This window comes from Pseudoalteromonas sp. Of7M-16 (genome assembly GCF_022347805.1).
Taxonomy (GTDB): domain Bacteria; phylum Pseudomonadota; class Gammaproteobacteria; order Enterobacterales; family Alteromonadaceae; genus Pseudoalteromonas; species Pseudoalteromonas luteoviolacea_F.
In genome coordinates, this window is sequence record NZ_JAKRFY010000003.1 from 311,082 (window position 1) to 336,033 (window position 24,952).

The following is a 24,952-nucleotide window of genomic DNA, read 5'->3' on the forward strand; positions in this document are numbered from 1 at the left end:
TAGATGGCGCTGTATATACAGCGCCTTATTGCTACTTTACGAGATACTCTGACAACGCAGTTCGCTCACGTTCATCAAGAGATTGCGATGCTTTCGCTGCAAAGTCATAACGTACCATGGTAGTTCGCCCCTCAGCGCAGCACTCTGCGTGCTGCCAGGCTTGCTGTAAAATAACAAAGGAGCTATTGCCCACTTTTTCAATCATGGTCTTGATCTCCACTTCCTGACCGTAAAATAGCTCTCCTTTAAAAGTGACTTCCACCTTAGCAACAATCAACTTCCAGTTGCGTGGATTTAAATCTGGTGTAAAAATTTTGAAAATAGGTGCCCTTGCCGCTTCAAACCAAACGGGGAGTACGGTATTGTTTATATGGCCTAGCACGTCAGTTTCACTAAAACGTGGCATGATTTTTTCTGTAAGCATAATAATTCTAACAACCTTTGAGGATTGAGATGACTGATTTTATTCGCGTTTATGACAATGCACTCAGTGCAGAGTTTTGCAACAAATTTATGCAAACCTTTGATAAAAGTCCACATTTAGCTCAAGGGCAAACTTCTGGCGGCGTCGACCTTAGCAAAAAAGTCAGCCAAGATTTATATCTCAACAATCACCCTGAATATCAAAATCAATTGCGAGAAATTGAACAAGTCACATCAAAGTATCTATTTCAATACATCGAAGAACACTTTTTTATGATGCTAGGGGCGTTTGGTCTCAATGTCTACCATCCGCAAACAGGTGAACCAGTAAACCTAACTGTAGAAAACTTTGAAGAAGTAGGTAAGCCCCAACTTCACGTATTAACTCAACAACTGTTTAGACTTGGCCCCATTCAAGCGCAAAAGTATCCAGTAAATAAAGGCGGCTATCCATACTGGCACAGTGAGGTATACCCTCAACTTCATCACAATGAAGCGCTACACCGCGTGTTGTTATTTATGTTTTACCTCAATGATGTTGAAGAAGGCGGAGAAACTGAGTTTTTCTATCAAAACAAAAAGCTAGCACCAAAGCAGGGCAGTATGGTGATCGCCCCTAGTTATTTCACCCATACTCACAGGGGCAACATGCCGCGCTCCAATGATAAATATATTCTCACCTCTTGGGTGCTATTCCAAAGAGCCGAACGTTTATACGGCGCACCGCCTCAACAAGCAACAGCTTAAACGACAATTACCTGCGGCCCTGAGTAAATGCTTGCCAGTCAAGCATCAGGGCTTGAAAATCTTCAAACCCACACCCTGCCATTAATCCATCTTCGTCTAATTCTAAAAAATCATCTTCATAGCGAGATAGATCAACCTCATTTTGATACAGCGTGTGCGCTTCAAATAATGCTTCATCTTTTGATAGCGTAAGACGTACTTCTTTGCCTTCTAAGCGTATTTCTTCCTGACCTTGGCCTATCATATCCATTTGTTGTACAAACTGTTTCACATCGGCAATTGCCAATTCTTCGTTCAGCCAACGACCTACCAGCGCATGCTCTTGCGACATACGAACACGATAGCCGGTGATTGGATCTCTAATAAACTGATATTCCATACTACTTTCATTTCTTCTGGACAGTCTTTAATTATATCCTTAACTCACAATAAAAGGGTAATCCGGTTAATAATATAAGCCTCATTAAGACAGTGAAAATATTTGTGTAATTCGTATAATACTGCTCCTTAACGCGTAAACAGTATGCTTATGACACCCGTTGAAATTCTTTTTCCTTTGATTTTTTTAGTACTCACCGGGTTTGTATGCGGTAAGAGTGGCTTTATTGCAACCAATCAACTAGAAGGGCTTAGGCGCTTTATTTTTTATCTCGCCATTCCCGTATTTTTATTCTTAAACATGTATCGTGCCGATCTGTCTCAGGTTGCTTCAGCTGAGATTATGCTCGCATTCTACTTACCCGTGGCTGCCTGCTACTTTTTAACCCTTGCAGCAAAGTGGCTCGTTCATCGAGAGGCTTTAAGTGACGCTGCTATGTGGGGACTTGGGGGAACCTATTCTAATACGGTTTTGGTTGGCCTTCCGGTGATCATCGCAGCCCTAGGCAATGATGCTGGTGCAATGGTATTTATGATTATTACCTTTCATAGTGCATTGCTGTTTGCGTTGAGCTTTTTGTTCTCAAGTACAGCTCAACAATCTCTTATAACTACACTGAAACCTTTATTTATCAACCCGATTGTATTGAGTATCAGCTTAGGACTGCTCCTTAACGCAGTTGAATTTTCTATTCCCACTCTAGTGCTTTCTGGATTAGATTGGTTGGCTAAACCCGCTATTGCAGGTGCTCTTTTTGTACTGGGAGTCAGTTTAGTGCAATACTCATTGAAACAAGCATGGCAGAGTGCACTACTGCTAAGCCTAGTGAAACTCATGCTATTGCCTGCAATAGTTTGGGGGTTTGCATCGATGTTGGGCTTACCCTCGGTGCATATTTCTGTATTGACGTTAATGGCCGCATCCCCACTTGGTGTGAATGCTTACCTTGTAGCTAGGCAGCAAAAATGTGCGCAAGCAACGCTGGCAAGTAGCGTTGTCATGTCCACACTTCTAAGCCCACTAACTATGAGTCTGTGGCTGTACTGGCTTGTTCTTTAAGATATTTTAAAAAATAAGGTTGCAAAATGTATCTTTGCAACCCTCGTAACTTTAGAGTTGAATTTGGTTATCAATACGACCCTTTTGAACAGCTATCAACACTTATTCAAGTACAAGATCAAATTCACCTTCAAGCTGTTCACTCACACCCGTTGAACTAGGTAAAGTTAAATCGAATGTACCTTTAATATTTAGATCAGTATTACCAAAGTCTAACTTTAATAGTCCGCGTGTAGCTTCACCGTTAAGCTCCGCATAGCTAACTGATTGAACTGATGCTTTATTTTCAGCGCCAGCTATACCACCCAGTGAAACAAGGAAATCATCGGTCGTCCCTTCAAAGCCAAACATAACCTCAAAGTTATTACCTTCATATTCAGTAATTAGACGGAACGCAGTCGCCTCAACAGAGGCCAGCACTTCATTCTCTGTGCTAATTGATTCACCTACCGTTGATACAATGACACCACATGCGCTGTTTTCAAGCTTAGGGTAATTAGCAAAATTAATTGTTAAACTACCAAAATTGGTGACAGATTCTGCACTTTTTTGTTTGAATGTGCTTTGACCAATTACAGTGTCATCACATTTTTCAACAACAGAGAAACTGCCATCTTTTTGGAAAAACTGTCGTGTTCTGTTACCTGAATCACAACTTACGCTGGCAAACACAGAAGCCAGATCAACAGAAGTAACATCTTTGAAACCACAGTAATTTGTTTCAATCGTCTGATTATTTTGATCAACCGATCCCATAATAAAAGAACGCGTAAGCTGAACATTCAATGCCGTATGTGCGTTATCTAGCTGTGTTTCTTTTGAATATACGTTTTGTGTCTCTATCCAAGTACTACCTGCCGTCATCGCAGACATGTCGACTTCTGTTACGACATTGCCCAGATCACTTTCTGGACTTACAGTCGGTCCTGTAGGCGTTAAATCAGCAACATTGACCGTTAAATTCTGATCTTGAAAGCCAAATGTATTAGCGGCACTACTTTCCGACAATGACACTCTTACTTGAACTGTGCGACGACCGTCTACTTCAGGTGCTATGAAAGAAATAGAATCAGAACCTTGCCCAGTGATTGTCAAAGGCTGATTATCAAATGTTACCTTCCAATCAAACTTTAAATCTGACGCACCGCTTCCCGTTGTATTAAGCGATAAACGTACTTGTTCGCCTTCATTAGCGTCGACAAAATGAGGTAATGCTTGGTAAGTAATTGTTTGTGTAGCTGCTACCTGCGGGGTGTCATTTGACCCCCCAGAACCACCACCACATGCACTAAGAGATAGCGCAACAGCAGCGGTTAAGGCGAGCTTTTTAGTCATCATGACCTGTTTTTCAATTTGAGACTGCATTGAAATTTCCAGTTTATTAAAATCCAGCCGCATGGTATTGCAAGGTGCTTTATAAAACAACACTATAAGCAGACTAAACTCGCTGATTTGCAAATAGCTTTAAACGAGAATTTTCAAAAGAACATTGAAAGTAAAAAGGGGCCATTCATTGTAAATGGTAGGCTTAGCCGACAACTAATATGTCAAGCTCAGTGGTATGACTCTGTCCATACAACTGAGCTAGCTATTTTATATATCTAGCTATCAAAGCTAATCCCGTGAAGAGTACTTTGCTGCGTCAATGATTGCCCAAAGGTGTACAACGGCAGCAATGATAGCGGGCACGACTAAAAACCACAGTGCATAACCACCAACCGTAATAATGGCAAATATAATGGCTGCCAACAAACGGCCTTGAACTAACTGCCCTAAACCAGGAAAAAATACGTTACATATTGCCGCAATAACATTACCGCCAGAACCTTGTCCTGCCATAAATACCTCTCTTTGTTGTATGTCTATTCCAAAAACATCAAATTTTGACAGAGTGTACAGAAGCTCCTTGCTTCATTCACTATATTTAATACTAATCACAATATATGCCAACATTTAACTTGTTAAGTATCAACAAGTTAAAAACAAAGAGTTCAAATTAAAGAATTGAGATTAGTCTAATTAACTAACTATTAGTCCTTTTATTAGTTACATTGTTCAATATCACCACTATTGTTTAGCACATTGTTTCATATACACTTCACTATGTGACAAAAAGCCATGCTGGCCTACATAATAACAACAGGACTTTATCCATGCTAAACACCATTACACGGCCACTGAGTCGACTTGTCGAGCGCTATCTGCCAGATCCCTTTGTTTTTGTCATTATACTAACCTTGTTTGTTATGTTTATGGCAACCCTATTCACACCAACCACCCCGATTGAAACCGTACAAATCTGGGGAAGTGGATTGTGGAATTTACTGACATTTGCGATGCAGATGTTACTTGTTTTGATTGCAGGCTTTATGCTGGCAAATACCCCCTTTTGTGGCAGGCTGCTCAATAAACTTGCACGCTGTGCCAAGTCTCCAAAGCAAGCTATTTTACTAGTCACATTGATCTCGATGCTCGCAAGCTGGTTAAACTGGGGCTTTGGCCTAGTGGTCGGTGCGCTCTTTGCCAAAGCTTTGGCCAGACACATCAATGTAGATTACCGGGTGCTGGTCGCCAGCGCTTATTCTGGCTTTATTGTATGGCATGGCGGGCTTGCAGGCTCAGTGCCCCTCACCATTGCATCAGATGGTCACTTTGCCGAGTCACAAATTGGTATTCTAAACACCGGACAAACCATTTTTTCATACTTTAATTTAATCTTGCTCGGTGCAATGCTGGTGGTGCTACCGCTGCTAAATCGCGCTATGTTACCACCTGAAAAAGAGCAAGTTTTAATTGATAAAACGAAGCTGAAAACATCAGAGCCAGAAAAGACGGTAAATATATTAACGCCCGCAGAACGGTTAGAGCACACACCGTTACTTGGCAGGGCTATAGGCTTACTAGGCTGTTGCTACTTAGGCTACTATTTTATTGCTACCGGAGGTGGACTAAACCTCAATATCATCATTGCACTCTTTTTGTTCTTGGCAATTCTGTTTCATGGTTCGGCCACCCTTATTCTCAACTCTTTGCAAGAGGCAATTAAAGGGGGCGCCGGTATTGTGATCCAATTTCCATTTTATGCTGGGATCATGGCGATTATGGTTCAAACAGGTCTTGCAGAGCAGATTTCAGCGGAATTCGTCTCAATCAGTGACGCACAAAGCCTGCCCTTTTGGAGCTTTCTGAGTGCAGGTTTAGTGAATATTTTTGTGCCTTCAGGGGGTGGGCAGTGGGCTGTGCAGGCGCCAATTGTGATCCCGGCGGCCCAGGCCTTAGAAGCCGATATTGCCCGTGTAGCCATGGCGGTCGCCTGGGGAGATGCGTGGACAAACCTTATCCAACCATTTTGGGCCTTGCCTGTGCTCGCAATTGCAGGGCTAAAAGCAAGAGATATTATGGGATTTTGCCTGCTACAACTTCTAGTAACAGGCATTATCATTGCGGCTATCTTAACCTTTGTTTAGCTAGACAAAATTTTCACAGGCAGGCTCAGGATCACATTGTCTGAGTCTGCAAAATGCCACATCACGGCAATATGCCCGACAGCGACAAGCGCATACAATACAGCGGAGACAACCTGTCCATAACGGTCTAAGGGCAGCATGTGGGTTTGATGACGAGTACGCCATTCCAATAAAATTTCAATGCTGCCAATAAAGATGAAAAATGCCAACAACATCAAACCAAAGCTGAAGCTGATCCAGAGCCCAAGCCCTAACCCTGCAAGGCAAGCGAGCAAACCTACCCAAGAACGCATTGAAAAACTAATACTTTTAAGTACATGCCCGCCATCCAGCGGCAAAATAGGTAGTAAGTTAAATAAATTTAACAGTGCACTGAGTACCGCAACACCTGCGAATATTTCCGCACCGGTCGCATAATAAAGCACCACACCCAGCACCGATGTAAACAAGCCAAACGCGGGTCCCATCAAAGAAATAATGACATCCTGCCAACGGGTGGTCATCTTATCTTCACTCATAGCCAAGCCACCGACAAAAGGGATCAGATAAAAACCTTTGGTTTTCAACCCAAAGTATTTCATAGCGCGCACATGCCCATATTCATGGACCACAAGACAAGCCACCAGCATCAATGCAAATTGCCAAGAAAACAACCACGCATACCCGGCTACCGATGCACCAAGCAATGCCGCTTTGACTACTTTGGCACTTTTAAATAGCTTAAAACCCAGTGCCGCTAAGCCCAACCAGTTGCCCCGTCGCTCTTCTATGGCATGAGGTACTTCAATCCATTGCCACGGTGATTGATCAATTGATACAGCAAGCGCATTGGTTTGTAATTGTGTGGTATCCAACATCAAAACATGTGTCCCTAAATCCACACTAAACTGATGTTCACTGTGCTCCTCAATGGGGACTGACTGCTGCTCTTTGTACACCTGTACCACCGTATGCTGACTTACCATAATCGATATAGCCATGCCACCGATAGGAAGCTCAATTCTTGTCATCGTATTCACTACTTTGCGAAATTTTCACTATTATCCTCAATTCATAGTCTCTATTGAAGAGACAATGAGTGAATTCTTACCAAGTTGTACTACGCTTAGGATGTCGAATTCACCCGAGTCTTTCGACCTCTTTGAAATATTTTTGTCATCTAATTAATGATATGAAAGAGATTAGAGCAGCCTAACTTTAACGAGCACATAGAGACAGTCAGCCCTAGGGACAGGAAATTATGAACAATCGTAGCCGACGTATACTTGTTGTAGATGATTCTCACGCGATCCTTGTAGTGATGCAAGCCATTCTATCTGAACTCGATATTGAACATGTCACCGCCGTAGACAGTGCGCCAAAAGCTCTGGAAAAAATACGTCAGTCCCCCTACCCTTATGATGCCATCTTCACCGATCTCAACATGCCTGAAATGGATGGTATGGAATTTATTCGCCATTTAGGTGAAATACATTATCCCGGCGGGATCATTATCATTTCAGAGATGGAAAATCGCATCATTGATTTAGCGGCCAATTTGGCGCGCCAACACTGTACACACTTAATTGGCAATATCGCAAAGCCAGTGCAGCTCATTGATGTTGAAAGAAACTTAAAAAAATTAGACAGCTTTGTCGGAACAGAAGAAGAGTATGAACAGCCCATCACTGAAGAAAAGCTGTTAGAGGCAATTAGCCAACATGAGATCACACCTTTTTATCAACCCAAGGTGCACCGTGGTACCAAACAAATTAAAAGTATTGAAGTACTCGCGCGTATTGTGTCTAAAGAGCACGGTCAAGTCATGCTGCCAAAACGCTTTATCGGCGTTGCAGAAGATCTAGATTTGATAAACTTGCTTACTTTTCAGCTTTTTGAAAAAGCAGCAACCGAGTTTCAACTCATCCGAAATGAATTAAACTACCCGTTCAAGTTGGCCTTTAACCTTTCACCCATTCAACTCAATGATACCAGCTGCCCAGATAAGCTTGCGCTAATTTTGGAGCTTAATCGTTTAAAACCTCAAGAGGTCATTGTCGAAATCACCGAGCATCAACCAATTGTCACCAGTTTACAACTGGAAACCATCAACCGCCTCAGGTTACGTGGCTTTGATCTTGCTCTTGATGATTTTGGTACTGGATTTACTAATATCCACCAGCTGAAAACGCTGCCGTTTACAGAAATTAAAATCGACCGCTCTTTGATCACCTATATCGAGTCAGATCGGTTTTCACAAGTTTTGGTCGATAGTTTGATAGACATAGCCCAAAATGAACAACTCGATATTGTTGCCGAAGGCATTGAGCGTATTGAAGAGCTTCAATACTTAGAAAGGTATAAATTCAGCCTGCTAATGCAGGGCTATTTGATCAGCCGACCAAAAGCCCTCTCTGAATTTGTGCGCTGGATACACTCATGGGAAAGAATGATTAACTCAAACCCTTAACTTTCCAGCGCAGCACGTCTGAGACTACTTTTTATCTTGTCCTTCAGGCTCATTTTCAGTGACAATTAAATGGCTATGATTGTCTATACGTTGTTGCCATTTTTGTTTCGCCGCCGCCTGCATATCGCTAGTTTGCTCACGTTCATCGACGATATCCATGCCCATCAGGGACTCCAACAAGTCTTCCAACGTGACGATACCTTGAATATCTCCATATTCGTCGACCACCAGGGCAATATGAATACGTTTTTCTAACAGGGTTTGAAATAAAGTCGGGGCAGCCAAGGTTTCTGGCACTGTGTACAGTGGCTTCATTAGCTTGCTGATCTTATAATCTTCACCAAGTCGGTGATAAGCCAGCATAATGTCATTTTTGTGCACAAACCCAACAATATCGTCGCTGTTTTGGTCAAAAACCAACACGCGCGAGAAAGACACTGAACCGTGATCTGCAAGATAATCATGCACCGTCATATCTTTATGCACCTTAAATAACACCGTTCTTGGTGTCATTAAGTTTTCTAGCTTTGCATGTCTAAACTGGAGCAAGCTGCGTATGGTTGCTGATTCTTCAGCTTGTAATGCGCCTGCTTGAGAGCCCATTTCCGCCATGGCCTCTATTTCCTGACGAATATAAATAGACTCATCACCTTTTTTACCTATGAGCTTGGTTAACTGATCAGACATCCACACAAATGGCTTCAATAGGCGTACCATCCACACCAAAGCGAAACTCACACTCGGCGTGAGTCCACGCCAATAAGTCGCACCTAACGTTTTTGGAATAATTTCAGACAGCACGAGTACTAACAAGGTCATCACCGCGGAAGCCATACCAACGGCCGCGTCTCCAAATACTACGGCAGCTTGAGCACCAACCCCCGCTGCACCTGCGGTATGAGCAACCGTATTGAGCGTCAATATAGCGGCTAGAGGTTTATCAATATTGTCTTTCAACTTTTGCACACGTGATGCCAAAGTTGGGTTTTGTTGCTTCATCATCCCAACATGGCTAGGCGTGATACTCAGTAGTACCGCCTCCATAACCGAGCATAAAAAAGAAATCGCGATAGCTAAAAACATGTAGCTAATTAACAAAAACAAGGTCTACTCCTCACGTAACAACCGTTCTCTTATATCTTAGCTGTACAGCACTTAATCGCACAGCCCATAGTAATCTTTATGAATATGTTATATTAACGCATATTATTTACCTACAATAGGCGCATACTATGAAATTTAAGTCAGCGGTAACTTTACTATTTTCCGCAATAGCTACGCAACTCAGCGCAGCGCCAATCGATAGCCAGCACATTCAATTTATTGGTCCAATTGGTCAAAACATTCAAACTAAACCGCACCATACCGGCCACCAAACGGCAATTGTGAACACGCTCGTTAGCAAGTTAAGTGAAGACAATAGCTCATTAGAAGTCTTTGGCGAACAGATCAAGTGGCAACCACTGGCTGACGTCAATGCATTAACAATGGGTGGCTTACAGGCACTAAAACTTGAGTTTTCTGCAGCGCGCTTTGTACAAGGTAAACTGAACCTGACTGGTATAGAGAAAGCCCATGTCTTTTTGAATGGCCAACAAATTGAAGGCAAAGATAGCTATTCATTGAACGCCGTCACTGGCGATCACCAACTATTAATTGTCGCTGAGCAAGTCAGTGATTGGAAAAAAGTAGTCGTAGACTATACTCCAAATGCTGAGCATGATGCCCTGGTATTTACCCAAAAAAGCACCAAAGCGTTGTCCGCAAAGCAGCTTTTCGACTCTCCGACTATCAGCGCAATTTCACTATCTCCTGATGCAAACCACTACGTTGCCACCAAGCAGCAATATCAAGACAATAAAGGCAACTCTGCGCTACGTGATACTGTACTTTATAACGAAGACGGTGAAGTCGTATATCGTTTAAATGGCGTTAATGCAAATGGGGTTAGTTGGAGAGAAGATTCTAAAGCTGTGGTCTTTGTTCAAAACAAACAGCTTAAAACGCTCAATATCAAAACGCTTAAAGAAACAGTCATCGCTGAAGATTTAACCGGCGCAAGTGGGTTCAAATTCTTTGATAACAATACTTTGATCTTCTCTTGGACCAAAACAGCTCCAGAAGGCGACAAGATAGTTAAACACTATAAAGGCCTAGAAGATCGCTGGTCTTATGCGCGCAATATCAGCCAAGTATATTTAATGGACATCAGCACAGGTCTAATTCAAGCAGTGACTGAACATGACCTTAGCCATTCTCTTGAAGATTTCGACGCCAAAAATAAGCGTATCCTAGCGACTCGCTCACCACAGCATTACGATGCACCATATCATGGCATAACTGAATTGGTAGAGTTTGATCTAACAAACAATAGCAGTAAAGTTTTGGGCCAGTACGGTACATTCAATGATGCCCGCTATGGTAATGATGGCATCTATGTCACAGCAGGTGCAGAGTTCGGCAACGGAGCTGGTCGTACACTCGCTCAAGGTGTGCTAGCCAACAACTATGACACACAGTTGTTCTGGATGAATACACAAGGCAAAGAAATTAAAGCCCTAAGTAAGCAATTTGATCCTTCGATTGATTCATTCAAAGTATTAAATAACGGTGATCTAGTACTAAGAGTGACTGATGAAGATCGCAAGAAGCTATATTTATTCGATGAGAGTAAAAATAAATTTAAGCCACTTAAAGCTAAATTAGACGTTGTAGAGAGATACAGTGTTGCCGACAAGCGCAGCCCTATTATTATTGCCACTGGAACAACAGCTTCAACGCCACAAAAGCTGGTTCAACTCAATGCAAAGAACAACCGTGTCAGCACACTGTGGGACTCAAAACCTCTAGCATACAAAAATGCAGAAATAGCCGCACTGGAAGAGTTTAACTTTACCAATTCCGCTGGTACTGAAATAAAAGGCCGCGTATATATCCCACACGGCTTAGATAAAAACAAAAAGCACCCTGCACTGATTTACTATTACGGTGGTACATCGCCAGTTTCACGCGGTTTTACAGGCCGTTACCCATTTAACTTTTGGGCAACTAATGGCTACGTTGTCTATGTGTTGCAACCATCAGGCGCAACAGGGTTTGGTCAAGAATTCTCGGCAAAACATGTCAATGATTGGGGCAACCGTGCAGCTGACGATATCATTGAAGGCACTAATGCATTCTTAAGTGCGTACCAGTTTGTCGATAAGGACCGTTTAGGTAATTTAGGCGCATCTTATGGTGGCTTCATGACAATGACATTGGCCACCAAAACAGATATGTTCAGCGCTTCAATTTCACACGCGGGGATCTCTAACCTAACTTCATACTGGGGTCATGGCTGGTGGGGGTACCTATACTCATCTGAGGCATCTAAGCATAGCTACCCGTGGAATAACAGCAAGCTGTACAGTCAGCAAAGTCCTGTGTTCAATGCCGATAAAGTTAAAACCCCTCTGCTATTAGTTCATGGCGATGCTGATGTGAACGTACCAGTCGGAGAAAGCCACATTATGTACACCGCCTTAAAAATGCTCAATCAAGACGTCGAGCTTATTGAATATAAAGGTGCAGATCACCAAATATTTGCCAGAGACCGTCGTTTCCAGTGGTGGGATACTATGCTTGCTTATTTCGATAAGCATCTAAAAGACGAGCCACAATGGTGGCAACACATGTATGGTAAATAAAACCTTGTAGCAGCACTTTAGTGCTGCTATTTTTTTATGTGCAAGTAATAAAAAGCTAGAACTATTTCATGATTTTTAAAAAGTGACCAAATAGCGTACTAATTAATGTCGCTTTTCATTAGAGTTTTTATATAAAAATAGATAACTTAGGGTTCTCAGCCGAGAATTCTCGGTGCTAAGATTAAGATTAATTGTTGAATAAGTTTCGAGACCATGAGCATAAACGTATTATTAGTCGAGGACGATGAGTTACTGGCTAAAAGAGTTGAAAGTCACTTTGCGCAAACGGAGTTTCAAATCACCGTTGATAATACCGGTGCTCGGACCCTAGAGCACGTGCAGGAGCAAGCCCAAACAGGCACTCCTTTTATGATGGCTATCATAGATATTGTATTGCCTGCCACAGATGGGTTGCAGCTAGCTAAGGAACTTAATACATTAACCGATCTCGGTGTGATTATGCTATCAAGTCGCGACTCACAAGCTGACCGCATCGCTGGACTTGCACAAGGTGCAGATGATTACGTCTGTAAACCCGTTGATTTACTAGAGCTTGAGCTGCGTATGCGCGCACTGTACAAACGTTTAGCAGGCGCTCGCAACGAAGATGAATCAGAAGAATTCATCGAGTACGCTGACTTTAAATTGCACCCAGATAACCGCACTTTAATTAACCCAAATGGCGATGAAGCTAGGTTAACTGAAGCAGAGCACAAGGTTTTGATCTGCTTAATTGCCAATGCGGGCAAAGCGACATCACGCGCAAAAATTTCAGAAGATATCGGCCAACCAGATTGGAGCCCTAGCGATCGCACTGTCGATGTATTAATCGGTCGATTACGTAAAAAACTCGGTGATGAAAAAGATCAAAAACGCATTGTCACTGTCCGTGGCAAAGGGTACATGCTTTCTGCTTAACGGATTAGCTGGGAGAGCAAGCGCTCAAACGCGCGGTAACTAAGTGCTTCTTTAATATCTGGCAGCGCTATATTATCGCGTTTACTGAGATCGGCTATCGTTCTTGCGACTTTAACCACTCGATGATAGGAACGCGGCGATAAATGCAGCTTTTCTGTGGCATTCGCTAAATAATCGGCCACGCCTTGAGGCAAGCCGCAATACTTCTCCAGCTCTTTGCTAGATAGCAAGGCATTCTCTTTACCTTGACGATGCATTGCTACTAACCTCGCGTTTTCAACACGAGTACGAATGGAGGCGCTGCTTTCAGACTCAGTACCCGACTGCAATTCAGCAGTACTCAATCTTGGTAATTCAATTTGAAGATCAATTCTGTCCACAAAGGGACCCGACACCTTACTGAGGTAACGTAACACTTGCTCGGGAGTGGAGCGCTTGTCATGGTGGCACCCTGTTGGACTCGGGTTGAGTGCTGCAATAAGTTGAAATCGAGCTGGAAAGTCAACCTGTTGCGCCGCCCGTGAAATATTCACCATACCTGTTTCCATTGGCTCTCTAAGAGAATCTAGCACCTTACGTTCATATTCTGGAAGTTCATCCAAAAAAAGAATGCCATTGTGTGCAAGAGAGATCTCCCCTGGCCTAGGTGTTGAAGAGCCACCCACTAGTGCTACAGCTGAACATGTATGATGTGGGGAGCGAAATGGACGTTGACGCCATTTATGAGGATCGATTTCTTTCCCTATTAGCGAATACACTGCTGCCGTTTCCAATGCTTGTTTCAACTGCATTGGTGGCATAATCGTAGGCATGCGCTGCGCCAGCATAGATTTACCTGTACCAGGAGGACCTAAAAATAACACATTATGTGCCCCTGCGGCGGCTATTTCTAGTACCCTTTTAGCTGCGGTTTGACCTTTCACCTCGCTCATATCCACATGAGCATTCAATTGTGTCTCTTCAGGGCAAGACATTACCTCGTCATAAGGCAGCGCATTTTGCCCGCCTAAATCAGCCCAAACATCCCGCAAGCTCACGACGGACTTACGTACGCCACTGGACACTAAGCTCGCCATCATTTGATTTGGTTTTGGAATGTAACAACAGCGCCCAGCTGCAGCGGCTGCCATTAATGCAGGGATCACCGCTGTTACTTCGCGAACTTCGCCCGTAAGCGCTAACTCCCCATAAAACTCATAGTCGCCTATTTGGCGGTTTTGCACTTGCCCAGATGCCAGTAATATTCCCACGGCAATGGCCAAGTCATAGCGTCCACCTTGTTTCGGTAGATCTGCCGGTGCTAAATTCACCGTAATACGCTGCTCTGGAAATAAAAAATGGCAATGTGCTAAAGCACAGCGAACGCGTTCCTTAGACTCTTTTACCGACGCTTCAGGCAAACCAACAATATTGAATGCCGGTAAACCATTGCTTAAATGCACTTCTACTGTCACAAGCGGCGCATTAACACCAACTTGTGCACGTGTATAAGTTTTTGCTAGTGACATCCTTTGTCCCAGTTTATCTCAATGTAAGGTGTCAATGACCCGCTGAGTTCGATTTAGTTTGACACAACTTTAAGCCGTACAGGATGGTTAGCTAAGTCTTGTACCTAAATACATGCAATACAAGATGCCAACGTATCGCAGCCAAGCGCAACAATAAAATAGATAGCATCGACACGACCATAGTAATTTCAAGTGACACACCGAGGTGTGTTAGCTGCGTATATACTACGCCCCCTAAAATACAGGTGATGGCATATAACTCTCCTTTTAATAACATTGGCATGTCATCCGCCAGTACATCTCGGATCACGCCACCAAAACACCCTGTCAGTACACCCATAATAATCACAGTGGTATCAGGCATATCTAAACTCATTGCTTTTTGCATACCCATAACAGCAAAAAATGCGAGACCAAATGCGTCTGCCAACAATAATCGTTGTTTAGGCACCGTCTTTTGACGATTAAGCCACCAAATACACAGCAGTACAGCACTAAAAATGGCCACAAAATAACTGCTATCATGTAACCAAAACACTGGTGTATCCAAAATTATATCTCGCATGGTACCGCCTCCAATCCCTGTCACCGTGGCCAGCACCACCACGCCAAAACCATCCATATGCTTACGATGTGCCAACAAAGTACCTGAAATTGCGAAGACCATAACACCCAACAAATCAAACCAGTGATACAGTTCTGTCATACATATTATTCATCAATAGAGTAAAATCTAAATGTTAACTGACATCTCTAAATGGCGCCAAATATTATTACTTTGCCTGCAAGTATGATTCATATTTATTTAGCATCCTTGCGTATCGCTCTTATCTTCGCTCTCCATCGCGTCGATCGAATTTAAAATGGGTCACCCATTTACGGACAGTTTGGCCACCCTCCCGTTCCCATACAATTCACCCCAAAACCGGCTCAAGTAAAAATAAAAAATAGGGAAGAGCGATACTCTCAGCAAGCGCGTGTTGCATTTCTTTATATGAAACAAAAGAATATAAAACAGCCTTAGTAGGTGTTAACACTTCCTCGCTTACTGGCGAACAAAGTATCAGGTGGATTGAGAATTTTTCTTGCCACAAAAAGTTAGAATAAATCCAGATAAATAATTAAATTAATAAGTTAAAACAAAAGCGAAGGCGTGTGGCAGTGGAATTAAATTATTAATTTAAAGTTTATTTTAAGTTAAAATCAAAAAGCTTATAAGAGATGGCAGGAAGCTTGTGCTTCCTGCATCGCGCAATCTATTCATCTCCTGAATAAAATAACGCCACGGGTTCTGAGTAATTAGGCACATCATCGTAACTAAATACTGCGTAATACTTGCTTAACTTGGCGTTGCCAAAATTATCCAACGTATACGCATCTTTTCCACCGTATAATTTCACGCCATCAAAGGGAGAGCGAGGCGGATGGAAGCGATTTCGCACCACAAAACACCCAACAAAGTCCTCATCCTCAGGATTTTCCCAAGTCAGCTTAACAACGCCACCCTCAATTTGTGCAGCCAAATTTTGGGGTGCTTTTAATGCATTTTTTCGCCGCTCTATATAGTGTATTTTTAATTGGGCGGGATGCTGATCTTGGCATGCAGCCCAGTTTACCAATGCGTTAGTCGCTTGAGACTCCGAGGTGGCACGAATAATGAAGTAAAAGGGCGTATGTGCCTGATGCAAACGTTCTAAGGCCTGTAGGCTATAACTATCAAAGATAAAGTGGTGTTCAGCGCGTTCACGCAGCTGTTCGTTACTGACTTCGTAGCCTATATATTCTATTTTTTGCCTTTGTTTAACCGCTTGAAAATCCACATCTTGTAATTCCACCAGCTCAATGGTGAAGCGTACATCTTTAGCACTGGCAATGCTGTTGCTACTTCGCAACGTCAAGCAAGCTTGGGTAAAAACTGTTTTCTCCACCGGGAGATCGGCATTAAGCGCAAAAGCCATTTGGCCATACACAATTTCTCCTTGCTCATCAAAGCCTGAGGCCAGCCTATCTGCGACTACCGCGTTTTTGTAGATGGTATTGCACCTAGTTGGACTTAACGACAATTGCTGCTCTGGGACCTGATAAACAAGCTCTAGGTTTGGACGATAATGTAACCCGCTACCAAAAGGCCCATAGCCTATATCAAATTGCATAACCTGAGAATCGTTACCTATTGGTAACGCTTTAGGACCCTGTAAACGCAGTAACAAGCGATTTTGCGCTATCAAAGAATTCAACAACGCGCGCTCTACACCATTGAGCTGCCATTTCATCCAAATCCCTTGTGTCATTTTATCCGACTCAAATGTTTGTCCGAGTGTATGTAAAGGCTTTGCTTCACTCACAGCTTGATAATCATAGATATCGGTCAGACTATCGGGGTCAATGATGGAAACTGACCACTCGCCGTATTTTTCAATTTTTGCGGCGACGCGATTCATAGGATAAAGAGAAAATTCAGCCCGCTCAATGTTGGCGCCACTCGGTAAGCTGCTCAAATCAAATTGCACTAGACCAAGACTCACTCCCCGTTTTTTATCCACACCAATAAACATTGAGTTATAACCAAAGTGCTCTTTATTTTTCGAGGTGAAATTCTCTGAAAGATAACCTACGTACTCTTTTGCTGGAAACAAAGTGCGTGCACTTTGATGTCTCGCCAAATGCGTTTTCAATCTTAGTTCAGGGCTAAAAGGCGACTTGATCTTGGTGACCTTATCCACTGCACGAATATTGTAAAAGTAGCTTTGCCCACTGCGTAGCTGAGAATCACGAAATGACAGCGATTTGGTAATGGCAATTAAGCTCTCTTCACCACAGGGACTTTTGTTACTTTCGCTACGATACAACTCAAAATATATGTCATCTCGATTTTCATATTGCCACTCCAGCTCGACCCCTTCATGATCGACTGCTTTGATAGTAAAATCAGCCACACGTAGCGGTGCCAGAGGCGAATAGTTAATAGCCTCACCAAGTGCATGCAAAATTGCAGGAATGTTCTCTGCCACGCTTTCTGACATATTCTTCATATAGTCAGGTATGTTTCTAGTGCCCACCTCAACAACAGTCGCGATGATCCCTTTGCGATAGTAATACTCTCTACCACTGCCGTGTATTAATTGAGCTGGTGGCTTGCCACGATGAATTCCATACTGCCTGCCGGTCACTTTTTTTATCTCATGATTCATGTTGGCACATAAGATGTTTAAGTCAGCCCCTTCAACCTCAACTTCATGGTTAAACTTATGCGCAGGGAAAAAAACATTGCCTTGAGAGTGGTAGTCTAGCGCGATGCGAATATTCTCATGCTGCTCTACAAAGTCACGGATAGCACAAGTTTCAGGCTCTGAAAAAGCATGAGGACCCCCATATGTGTTTGAACCTGTGTTTTGATTACGCATAAATTTGGCATCAAAATTACGATTAAGATCGACACCAAATGTACCATCTCCATTGTTGCGACGATTCTTACGCCAAAATGAAAAGTGATTGCGAGAATACTCGAACCCATCGGGGTTCAAACAGGGCACCATATACAATGTGTTGCGTGTCAGCGCAGTTTGTAGCTTTGGGTTGAAGCGGTAATTTTCTGTCACATATTGAATAAATTTAAGTGCCAATTCATTGCCGATCCACTCCCTCGCATGAATCGATCCTGTGTACAGTAGGGCTGGTTTATCATCGGCATAGGTCACATCTAAAGAAACTGTTACCAACATGATTGGACGTCCCTCCCATGTTTTGCCAATACTTTGCAGTCGAATTAAATGGGGGTGTTCATTCATTGCACTTTGCAGCGCATCTATCGTATCTTGATAGGAAGCATATTGAATTTTCATAGCACAGATTTACTCATTGGGCGAAATGAGACGACAGTTGCCACTGTCGCCATTTGGTACAATCAATATAAAAACCAGAGAATTTACCCGGCATGGTTTTGCCAATGCTCAACAATTTTTTCGAGCTTTTTTTCCTTGAGGTTTTTAACCACACAGAGTTTTGTCGGATCGGTATTTAGTGCTTCCACAACACCATGAGCACCGAATGTCGTCATGATATCTTCTACCATTTTTTCACCGATACCACGCACTTGGTTCAACAGTGCCCTCACCTGCGCTTCGTCAAACTGCGGCGCTTCATAGTTATTGAGGTCCTCAGTTATTTCGTCGCTGGCAGGGATCGGCTGCATAGCTTTGGCATCTACCGCTTTCGCTCCAAACACAAAGTTATCTTGGAGGTTCCAGACTTCACTTGGCCACTCTTCGCCAAATTTAAACTCAGTATCTAAAATCGGAAAAGCTTGTTCATCAAATGCGCTGAACAACTCGCCACTATCTTGGCTGGGGGCATACTGAGAAAACCCAATATGACGCATAGTACGTAACAAACGAGAATCTATTTTGCCTAACTCTTCCCAGTTGTATAACGGGATATTGGGCTTTCTAAAGTAGCCACTGGAGAGTAACCACATTAAATATTGCCCGATCCAATCACGGATATATGGAAATGCAGCAAATGCGGTCGCACACTCTAAGATCCGCAGCTTACCATCCTTACCGAGTGCTATGTCACATGCCCAATACTCCGCATTTGCAGCCTTGGAGGCGGCAGTCGCCAGTTTTAACACAGACTTGGGTACCGCTTGGTAATCCATGCTGCCACCTTGGCTAGTATTAGTCAGCCACTCTCCTTCTGGCGGACGACGCCAAAACGCGCAAACGGGTTTGTGCCCAATTAACATCACCCGGATATCCGCTTCCATGGGCACAAAATCTTGAATATAAAGCGGATAGTACTTCTTTTCGCTCAGTAGAGCCTGAGCCTCTTGTGCATTGTCGACCTTGTGCACAAAATATCCGCCATAGTTAGAAGGTCCATAAGAGCGCTTGATGATTTTTGGATACTGAGCATTGGCAAGATATTGCTGTGCTCTGTCAGGGATATAAAATATCTCTGTATGAGGTGCCGGTAATTTATATTTGCGGCAAAAGTGAGTCACATTTTCCTTTGATTTATTGGAAAACTGGCTATCCAAGGAGGGCAAGAATCGCACCTCTGGCAGTGCTCTTGCGATCTCTCTAAATGTCTCATACGCGGTTGCGGGAATATTACCGATCAATACATCAATTTTTTTACGCTTCACTTCGGCGATAAAGCGCGCTTTGTCGTTGCCCCAGTGATAAACCACAGTTTCAATTTTGTCTGGCCAACCTTTAAAATTAGACTTGTCGAAAAAGCGCAAGACATAGTCCAGATATAGCAGTCCAATTTTTGGTAGTTGCGTTTTGTTTGTCATGAGATTAGGCCACCTTGGCTGATTGGTATGAAGTTTTGTTGGCAACCGTTTTTTCGATCAAACCAACCATTGCTTGGATCTTTGCTTGATTGAATGTCAGTCCAAGCTGCTCTTGTTCAGGAGTTGCAAACGCAGGAATGGTATTGACCTCCAAAACCACATATTGCTCTTTTTCGCGGTCATAAATCAGATCCACCCCCGCGATTTCAAGCCCTAATGCTTTGGTCGCTTTCAACGCTAGCTCTATCACGTCGTCATTGGCCTCTCGCACGAATACACTGCCACCGCTAGTTACATTGGTTTTCCAATCGTCCTTCGGGGCCTTTCTGCCATAACACCCAACAAACTGCCCATCGACAATGTCGACTCGGTAATCTGTATTGTCATAGTTAATAAAACGTTCGACGTAAAAGTAACGAAGATCTGTACGGGTCAAAAATGGCAAAATCATATCTAACGCCTGTTCACCTTCGATCTTGACAATGCCCACACCGCCCCATCCATCTGTCGGCTTATAAACTAACTTGCCACCAAAATCATGCAGTGCAGCACGTAGGCCATCCATATCATTTTTATGACATAGGCGATAATCTGGTGTGCAGATCCCATGACTATTGAGTAAATGAGACGTACGGAACTTATCTTCCGCTAAAGCGAACGCGCGATAGTTGTTGAGTGTTGGTACGGTTTCATTCAGTGTTTCATAGAGATAAAGCTGATATTGCGTTTGTTGTCCCGCGTTGTAACTCAAAAAGGCATCCAACTGCTCCATTGCAACACCATTGCACTCGATACCACCATCTCGCGCTCTGGCATCACGTAAATTGAGGCCCGTACTCGCTAGGATCCCGCGCTCTGCTAACGCGTGAACCAACTGTTGTTCAATTTCTTTTCCTCCGCCATTTTCGTACATCCAAATCCCGACATGAGGCGCCCGCGATACGGCTGTCATAAAGTATCTCCTTGGTTAAAAATAGGTGCTGAAATAGAGCGATGTTTTACTAGTTAAGACCATCTGTATGACAAATTTTTGATCCTTTTAATGATCTAAAAACTGTTCATAAAAGCTTCACCGAACTGCAACTGAAAAACGCCACGATGAGCCAAACCTTCACAGGGAGAAGATTAGGATGAATCTGGACTATGCAGAACTAGCAGACTTAATACGCTGCAACTCGCACAGTAAAAACAAAGCCGGAGTGGATAGACACGGTGAGCAAATGGTTGCTTTGGCAGAACCTTTAGGGTTTTCACTCACCCGCTATCAACGAGAGCTGATCGGCGATCATTTGCTGTTTCGCTCCGCACGTAACACAGGTAAACGGGTTTTGCTGCTGGGCCATTTAGATACGGTGTTTCCTGACGGGTCATTCACTGAGTTTCATGAGGATGATAACTATGTTTATGGCCCCGGCGTGTGTGACATGAAGGGCGGGAACTGGGTCGCACTCAATGCGCTGCGACAGTTGAAGCAGCAATTTGGTCAGCTGCTGAACATAGATTGGCTGCTAGTCAGTGACGAAGAAATTGGCAGTGATGATAGTCAAGCACTGACAACTAAAATAGCCAAGCAATACGATGCATGTTTTGTATTTGAAGCCGCCGGTAAATCCCATGAGTTGGTCGTCGCGCGAAAAGGGATCGCAACTTATCACATTACTGTCACAGGTAAACCTGCACATGCAGGCAACCACTATCGAGACGGAATCGACGCTAATTTTGCCATGGCAAATATGTTGTTAGAAATGACTTCGCTCACAGATCTCAAAGCGGGTAGCACAGTCAACGTTGGTAAAGTACAAGGTGGGATAGGTGCCAATACCATCTCTGGCAAGGCGACATTACAAGTAGAAGCACGCTTTACTAATCAAGCAGAGCAACAAAGATTGCTAGAAGGCATAGAAAACATTTGTATGGCCATTGAAATTACTGGTGTAGAAGTGGATATACAAGGAGGCTTGCAACGTGGCGTTATGGCGCCAACGTCAGCACAGCAAGCTTTACTTGAGCAAATCAATGAGATCTTAGGTGAGGAACAACCGATTGAGCACCGAGGCGGCGTATCCGATGCCAATACGGCAGCAGCGACTGGTACACCAACTTTGGATGGCTTTGGTCCATATGGTGACGGCGATCATACCCGCAATGAACGCGCACTCAAACGTAGCTTTGAGCTTCGCATCGCACAGATGACGGCGATCCTCTCGCAGTTATGTTATCGTACACAGGCTGCTGAATCTGCCGTATACCAAGCATAACAATCACTTTGGTCAGCGTTGGCACTTAGTACAATAAACTGTGCTGCGCTGCCCTAAACGGATCTCTTGTAAGGTCGTTTCACAGCGTACACACGGCTCACCTTTACGGCCATAAACCAATAACTCCTGAGCAAAGTAACCCGGTTTTCCATCACTTTGTGCAAAATCTTTTAAAGTCGTCCCACCTTGCTCAATAGCTGCGGCTAAGGTGTCTTTAATTATTGGCGTGAGCTTTTGATAACGCGCCAAAGATATTTTGCCAGCTTCACGTTTTGGGTGTATCCCAGCTTTAAACAATGACTCATTGGCGTAGATATTACCGACCCCCACGACTACATGGTTGTCCATGATAAACTGCTTTACTGCAACTTTTTTTCCACGGCTGGCTTGATACAAGTGTTTGGCATCAAATAGATCGGTTAGAGGCTCGGGGCCTAATTTAGCAAATACACTGTGCTGTTGCTGTGGGTTTTGCCATAAAAAAGCACCAAAGCGACGCGGGTCGTTCAAACGCAATGCCAACCCATTGGCAAACACGAGTTCAATATGGTCGTGCTTCTTTAACGGCTCGCTTTGACACACGACCCGTAAATTACCTGACATGCCCAAATGCAAAATTGCAGTCCCTACATCACTTTCCAACAGTAAATATTTGGCCCTACGCTTCACAGCCGTAATTTCAGTGTTTTCCAACAATGAGACTTCTTCTGGCACAGGCCAGCGCAGTCGACCATTATGGACACGAACATGATTAACAACTTGCCCTTTGACATGAGGCTCTATACCCATGCGACTGACTTCAACTTCAGGTAATTCTGGCATAACTATATATCTATCGGTTTAAATAATTGTTTAGCTTGGTCTGCGCTCAGTTCCAACCAATGCTGTTGACGTTGAGCAAACAACAGGTATGTGTCGGATCCGCGATACAACTGGTAACTCAAAGGTAGCTCTTCACCCGCCAACCAAAAAGTTGCTACAGATATCGCTGACTCTGGATTAACCTTTTTCTTTTCAACAGCCTGTAACTCCAAATTTTGCCACATCTGTACAATCTGAACTAAGTCTTGGGCGCTATAAGACGACGAAGTGCCATCCACAAGTTTATTGTCTATGCGCCACGTTGTACCTATACGCTCAATTTTGACACCAGGATACGCCATGGCGAGTACAAAGCTCTGCTCCGGCAAAACCATAACACGTGTTAATTCAGCTTGTTGTGGGTTTAATTTGTGATGTAACCCGTTGAGAAAAAAAATCATGATCAACATGGAAAAAATAACCACATTGTTCCACGCTTTACGGCTCAGTCCCATGTCAGTTCCATCAATACTGATTATTTCATTGCTTAGATCACTGTACTATACCCTGCTGTTGAGCGCAGCTGTACATTTAATTCACCGATCCATAGGATTTCATAATCTCAGCTTAGACTATTTTCTAGGTCCAAAACCTTTCCGACACTGTATTAATGTGGTTAATTTTTGCTAAAATAAGCGACAAAATTTTTTAGGAGTCCGTCAATGGCAATGTATGTAGTGGGTCATAAAATCCCTGATTCTGATTCAATTTGTGGTGCAATTGCACTTTCTTACCTCAAAAACCAAATTGGAGAAGAAGCTATCCCTACACGTTTAGGTGATGTATCACCTGAAACACAGTTTATTCTCGATCGCTTTGGTTTCGAAGCCCCTGAGCTTAAATTAAGCTATGCGGGTGAAGAAGTTTATATCGTTGATCACACAGAAAAAACACAAGCACCAGATGACATTGACGAAGCGACAGTAGTAGGTGTTGTAGATCACCACAAACTAGGTGACCTAACCACTTCAACACCACTTGAGTGTTGGATCCGCCCAGTAGGCTGTAGTAATACCATTATTAAAATGATGTATGACTTTTATGGCGTTGAGATCCCTAAAGGTATCGCAGGCCTGATGTTAGGTGCAATTTTATCTGACACAGTTATCTTCAAATCACCAACCTGTACAACTGCTGATATTAAATGTGTTGAAGTACTTGCAGAGATTGCTGGTATTGAGGACTTCAAAGCATTTGGCATGGAAATGTTCAAAGTCAAATCAGCAGTTGAAGGCACGCCAGCACGTGATCTTGTAATGCGTGACTTTAAAGACTTCAACATGAACGGCAACCTAGTTGGTATTGGTCAGTTAGAAGTGATTGACCTATCGGTATTTGACGATATCAAAGCAGATCTTGAAGCTGATATTGCAAAACTAAAAGAAGAAGGCGGTCGCCACTCTGTATTGCTACTTCTTACTGACATCATGAAAGAAGGCTCACAAATGCTGATCGCATCAAACGATGAAGGCATTATTGAAAAAGCATATGGCCAGGCACCTGAGCAAAGCCGTGTATGGCTTGATGGTGTATTAAGCCGTAAAAAGCAAGTTGTGCCACCGCTACAAGAAGCGTTTGCATAACCTCTTTTTACACTAAAAAAACCGAAGCAACCGCTTCGGTTTTTTTGTTCATTCGCCTTACTGAGCTCGATGTCTTGCTAAAACCACTTCAATTACTGATTCAGGATATTCAAAGAAAAGTTGATGACTTGCATTAATTAAAGGGTAATAAATACCGCCTGTTTTATAAGCGAGCCGTTGGCTCCATGCCACTCCCTCTTGACGCCACTGTATCAAAGCCGATTTTTCATCTTCGTGGGCGAGGTCAATATTATGACTTTCAAAAATCACCACCAATGATACTTACAGGTATGGTGATCGCGCTCTCAAGCATTC

22 protein-coding genes are annotated in these 24,952 nt (G+C 43.2%); 8 read left to right on the forward strand and 14 right to left on the reverse strand.

The features are described from left to right. Positions 1-31: 31 nt before the first annotated feature. Positions 32-424 carry a thioesterase family protein gene (locus MHN81_RS05115; RefSeq protein WP_023397266.1) on the reverse strand — a complete coding sequence of 131 codons (393 nt, stop codon included), beginning with the start codon at positions 422-424 and terminating at the stop codon, positions 32-34. Positions 425-453: 29 nt separating this feature from the next. On the opposite strand from MHN81_RS05115, the gene MHN81_RS05120 reads away from it, so the two are divergent. Then, entirely contained in the window at positions 454-1,170 is a 717-nt protein-coding gene (locus MHN81_RS05120; RefSeq protein ID WP_023397267.1) for a 2OG-Fe(II) oxygenase, read from the forward strand. Between the two features lie 7 nt (positions 1,171-1,177). Here MHN81_RS05120 and MHN81_RS05125 read toward each other — a convergent pair whose 3' ends face one another. Next, entirely contained in the window at positions 1,178-1,549 is a 372-nt protein-coding gene (locus MHN81_RS05125; protein ID WP_239425173.1) for a YacL family protein, read from the reverse strand. Positions 1,550-1,699: 150 nt separating this feature from the next. Between MHN81_RS05125 and MHN81_RS05130 the strand changes: the two genes are divergently transcribed. Further along, positions 1,700-2,608 carry an AEC family transporter gene (locus tag MHN81_RS05130; RefSeq protein ID WP_036974879.1) on the forward strand — a complete coding sequence of 303 codons (909 nt, stop codon included), beginning with the start codon at positions 1,700-1,702 and terminating at the stop codon, positions 2,606-2,608. Positions 2,609-2,710: 102 nt separating this feature from the next. Here MHN81_RS05130 and MHN81_RS05135 read toward each other — a convergent pair whose 3' ends face one another. Both MHN81_RS05135 and MHN81_RS05140 read right to left on the reverse strand, forming a co-directional pair. Continuing rightward, entirely contained in the window at positions 2,711-3,973 is a 1,263-nt protein-coding gene (locus MHN81_RS05135; RefSeq protein WP_239425174.1) for a hypothetical protein, read from the reverse strand. 249 nt (positions 3,974-4,222) lie between these two features. Next, positions 4,223-4,447, reverse strand: a complete 225-nt coding sequence (locus MHN81_RS05140) for a hypothetical protein (RefSeq protein ID WP_023397272.1) — start codon at positions 4,445-4,447, stop codon at positions 4,223-4,225. A gap of 314 nt (positions 4,448-4,761) precedes the next feature. Between MHN81_RS05140 and MHN81_RS05145 the strand changes: the two genes are divergently transcribed. Continuing rightward, positions 4,762-6,075: a TIGR00366 family protein gene (locus MHN81_RS05145; protein WP_239425175.1), complete on the forward strand. Its 1,314-nt coding sequence runs from the start codon at positions 4,762-4,764 to the stop codon at positions 6,073-6,075. Here MHN81_RS05145 and MHN81_RS05150 read toward each other — a convergent pair. Continuing rightward, on the reverse strand, positions 6,072-7,085 hold the full coding sequence (locus tag MHN81_RS05150; RefSeq protein WP_023397274.1) for a site-2 protease family protein: 1,014 nt from the start codon (positions 7,083-7,085) through the stop codon (positions 6,072-6,074). The genes MHN81_RS05145 and MHN81_RS05150 overlap by 4 nt on opposite strands. A 230-nt stretch (positions 7,086-7,315) precedes the next feature. Between MHN81_RS05150 and MHN81_RS05155 the strand changes: the two genes are divergently transcribed. Further along, a complete protein-coding gene (locus tag MHN81_RS05155; RefSeq protein ID WP_023397275.1) occupies positions 7,316-8,524 on the forward strand; it encodes an EAL domain-containing response regulator in 1,209 nt (402 codons plus the stop codon). Between the two features lie 24 nt (positions 8,525-8,548). On the opposite strand, the gene MHN81_RS05160 is transcribed toward MHN81_RS05155, so the two are convergent. Further along, on the reverse strand, positions 8,549-9,628 hold the full coding sequence (locus MHN81_RS05160; RefSeq protein ID WP_023397276.1) for a hemolysin family protein: 1,080 nt from the start codon (positions 9,626-9,628) through the stop codon (positions 8,549-8,551). Between the two features lie 128 nt (positions 9,629-9,756). Here MHN81_RS05160 and MHN81_RS05165 point away from each other — a divergent pair, with 128 nt between their 5' ends. Further along, entirely contained in the window at positions 9,757-12,210 is a 2,454-nt protein-coding gene (locus tag MHN81_RS05165) for a prolyl oligopeptidase family serine peptidase (RefSeq protein ID WP_239425176.1), read from the forward strand. A 213-nt stretch (positions 12,211-12,423) separates the two neighbouring features. Beyond that, positions 12,424-13,128, forward strand: a complete 705-nt coding sequence (locus MHN81_RS05170; protein ID WP_023397278.1) for a response regulator transcription factor — start codon at positions 12,424-12,426, stop codon at positions 13,126-13,128. Here the strand turns inward: MHN81_RS05170 and MHN81_RS05175 are convergent. The 5 genes from MHN81_RS05175 to MHN81_RS05195 form a co-directional block, all read right to left on the reverse strand. Continuing rightward, positions 13,125-14,636 carry a YifB family Mg chelatase-like AAA ATPase gene (locus tag MHN81_RS05175; protein ID WP_239425177.1) on the reverse strand — a complete coding sequence of 504 codons (1,512 nt, stop codon included), beginning with the start codon at positions 14,634-14,636 and terminating at the stop codon, positions 13,125-13,127. The genes MHN81_RS05170 and MHN81_RS05175 overlap by 4 nt on opposite strands. A 91-nt stretch (positions 14,637-14,727) precedes the next feature. Beyond that, the gene (locus tag MHN81_RS05180; RefSeq protein WP_023397280.1) at positions 14,728-15,342 is read right to left on the reverse strand and encodes a trimeric intracellular cation channel family protein; all 615 of its coding nucleotides are present in this window, start codon (positions 15,340-15,342) and stop codon (positions 14,728-14,730) included. Between the two features lie 550 nt (positions 15,343-15,892). Further along, complete coding sequence (locus MHN81_RS05185) at positions 15,893-18,478, reverse strand: M14 family zinc carboxypeptidase (protein ID WP_239425178.1); 2,586 nt, start codon at positions 18,476-18,478, stop codon at positions 15,893-15,895. A gap of 83 nt (positions 18,479-18,561) precedes the next feature. Beyond that, on the reverse strand, positions 18,562-19,935 hold the full coding sequence (locus MHN81_RS05190; RefSeq protein ID WP_023397282.1) for a RimK-like ATP-grasp domain protein: 1,374 nt from the start codon (positions 19,933-19,935) through the stop codon (positions 18,562-18,564). 4 nt (positions 19,936-19,939) lie between these two features. Further along, entirely contained in the window at positions 19,940-20,887 is a 948-nt protein-coding gene (locus MHN81_RS05195; RefSeq protein ID WP_023397283.1) for an ATP-grasp domain-containing protein, read from the reverse strand. A gap of 178 nt (positions 20,888-21,065) precedes the next feature. On the opposite strand from MHN81_RS05195, the gene MHN81_RS05200 reads away from it, so the two are divergent. After that, complete coding sequence (locus tag MHN81_RS05200) at positions 21,066-22,193, forward strand: M20 family metallopeptidase (RefSeq protein ID WP_023397284.1); 1,128 nt, start codon at positions 21,066-21,068, stop codon at positions 22,191-22,193. 12 nt (positions 22,194-22,205) lie between these two features. Here the strand turns inward: MHN81_RS05200 and mutM are convergent, their stop codons facing one another. Next, the gene (gene mutM, locus MHN81_RS05205) at positions 22,206-23,015 is read right to left on the reverse strand and encodes a bifunctional DNA-formamidopyrimidine glycosylase/DNA-(apurinic or apyrimidinic site) lyase (RefSeq protein ID WP_239425179.1); all 810 of its coding nucleotides are present in this window, start codon (positions 23,013-23,015) and stop codon (positions 22,206-22,208) included. Between the two features lie 2 nt (positions 23,016-23,017). Continuing rightward, a complete protein-coding gene (locus tag MHN81_RS05210; RefSeq protein ID WP_239425180.1) occupies positions 23,018-23,509 on the reverse strand; it encodes a hypothetical protein in 492 nt (163 codons plus the stop codon). 207 nt (positions 23,510-23,716) lie between these two features. On the opposite strand from MHN81_RS05210, the gene MHN81_RS05215 reads away from it, so the two are divergent. Continuing rightward, positions 23,717-24,637, forward strand: a complete 921-nt coding sequence (locus MHN81_RS05215; RefSeq protein WP_023397287.1) for a manganese-dependent inorganic pyrophosphatase — start codon at positions 23,717-23,719, stop codon at positions 24,635-24,637. Between the two features lie 57 nt (positions 24,638-24,694). Here MHN81_RS05215 and MHN81_RS05220 read toward each other — a convergent pair whose 3' ends face one another. Next, positions 24,695-24,910 carry a hypothetical protein gene (locus MHN81_RS05220; protein WP_239425181.1) on the reverse strand — a complete coding sequence of 72 codons (216 nt, stop codon included), beginning with the start codon at positions 24,908-24,910 and terminating at the stop codon, positions 24,695-24,697. Between the last annotated feature and the right edge of the window lie 42 nt (positions 24,911-24,952).

Coding starts and splice junctions, on each gene's coding strand:
- MHN81_RS05150 (WP_023397274.1), bottom strand. CDS start 7,085: ATGACAAGAATTGAGCTTCCTATCGGTGGCATGGCTATATCGATTATG.
- MHN81_RS05165 (WP_239425176.1), top strand. CDS start 9,757: ATGAAATTTAAGTCAGCGGTAACTTTACTATTTTCCGCAATAGCTACG.
- MHN81_RS05175 (WP_239425177.1), bottom strand. CDS start 14,636: ATGTCACTAGCAAAAACTTATACACGTGCACAAGTTGGTGTTAATGCG.
- MHN81_RS05195 (WP_023397283.1), bottom strand. CDS start 20,887: ATGACAGCCGTATCGCGGGCGCCTCATGTCGGGATTTGGATGTACGAA.
- MHN81_RS05210 (WP_239425180.1), bottom strand. CDS start 23,509: ATGGGACTGAGCCGTAAAGCGTGGAACAATGTGGTTATTTTTTCCATG.
- MHN81_RS05215 (WP_023397287.1), top strand. CDS start 23,717: ATGGCAATGTATGTAGTGGGTCATAAAATCCCTGATTCTGATTCAATT.
- MHN81_RS05185 (WP_239425178.1), bottom strand. CDS start 18,478: ATGAAAATTCAATATGCTTCCTATCAAGATACGATAGATGCGCTGCAA.
- MHN81_RS05155 (WP_023397275.1), top strand. CDS start 7,316: ATGAACAATCGTAGCCGACGTATACTTGTTGTAGATGATTCTCACGCG.
- MHN81_RS05145 (WP_239425175.1), top strand. CDS start 4,762: ATGCTAAACACCATTACACGGCCACTGAGTCGACTTGTCGAGCGCTAT.
- MHN81_RS05180 (WP_023397280.1), bottom strand. CDS start 15,342: ATGACAGAACTGTATCACTGGTTTGATTTGTTGGGTGTTATGGTCTTC.
- MHN81_RS05140 (WP_023397272.1), bottom strand. CDS start 4,447: ATGGCAGGACAAGGTTCTGGCGGTAATGTTATTGCGGCAATATGTAAC.
- MHN81_RS05125 (WP_239425173.1), bottom strand. CDS start 1,549: ATGGAATATCAGTTTATTAGAGATCCAATCACCGGCTATCGTGTTCGT.
- MHN81_RS05135 (WP_239425174.1), bottom strand. CDS start 3,973: ATGCAGTCTCAAATTGAAAAACAGGTCATGATGACTAAAAAGCTCGCC.
- mutM (WP_239425179.1), bottom strand. CDS start 23,015: ATGCCAGAATTACCTGAAGTTGAAGTCAGTCGCATGGGTATAGAGCCT.
- MHN81_RS05190 (WP_023397282.1), bottom strand. CDS start 19,935: ATGACAAACAAAACGCAACTACCAAAAATTGGACTGCTATATCTGGAC.
- MHN81_RS05120 (WP_023397267.1), top strand. CDS start 454: ATGACTGATTTTATTCGCGTTTATGACAATGCACTCAGTGCAGAGTTT.
- MHN81_RS05130 (WP_036974879.1), top strand. CDS start 1,700: ATGACACCCGTTGAAATTCTTTTTCCTTTGATTTTTTTAGTACTCACC.
- MHN81_RS05200 (WP_023397284.1), top strand. CDS start 21,066: ATGAATCTGGACTATGCAGAACTAGCAGACTTAATACGCTGCAACTCG.
- MHN81_RS05170 (WP_023397278.1), top strand. CDS start 12,424: ATGAGCATAAACGTATTATTAGTCGAGGACGATGAGTTACTGGCTAAA.
- MHN81_RS05115 (WP_023397266.1), bottom strand. CDS start 424: ATGCTTACAGAAAAAATCATGCCACGTTTTAGTGAAACTGACGTGCTA.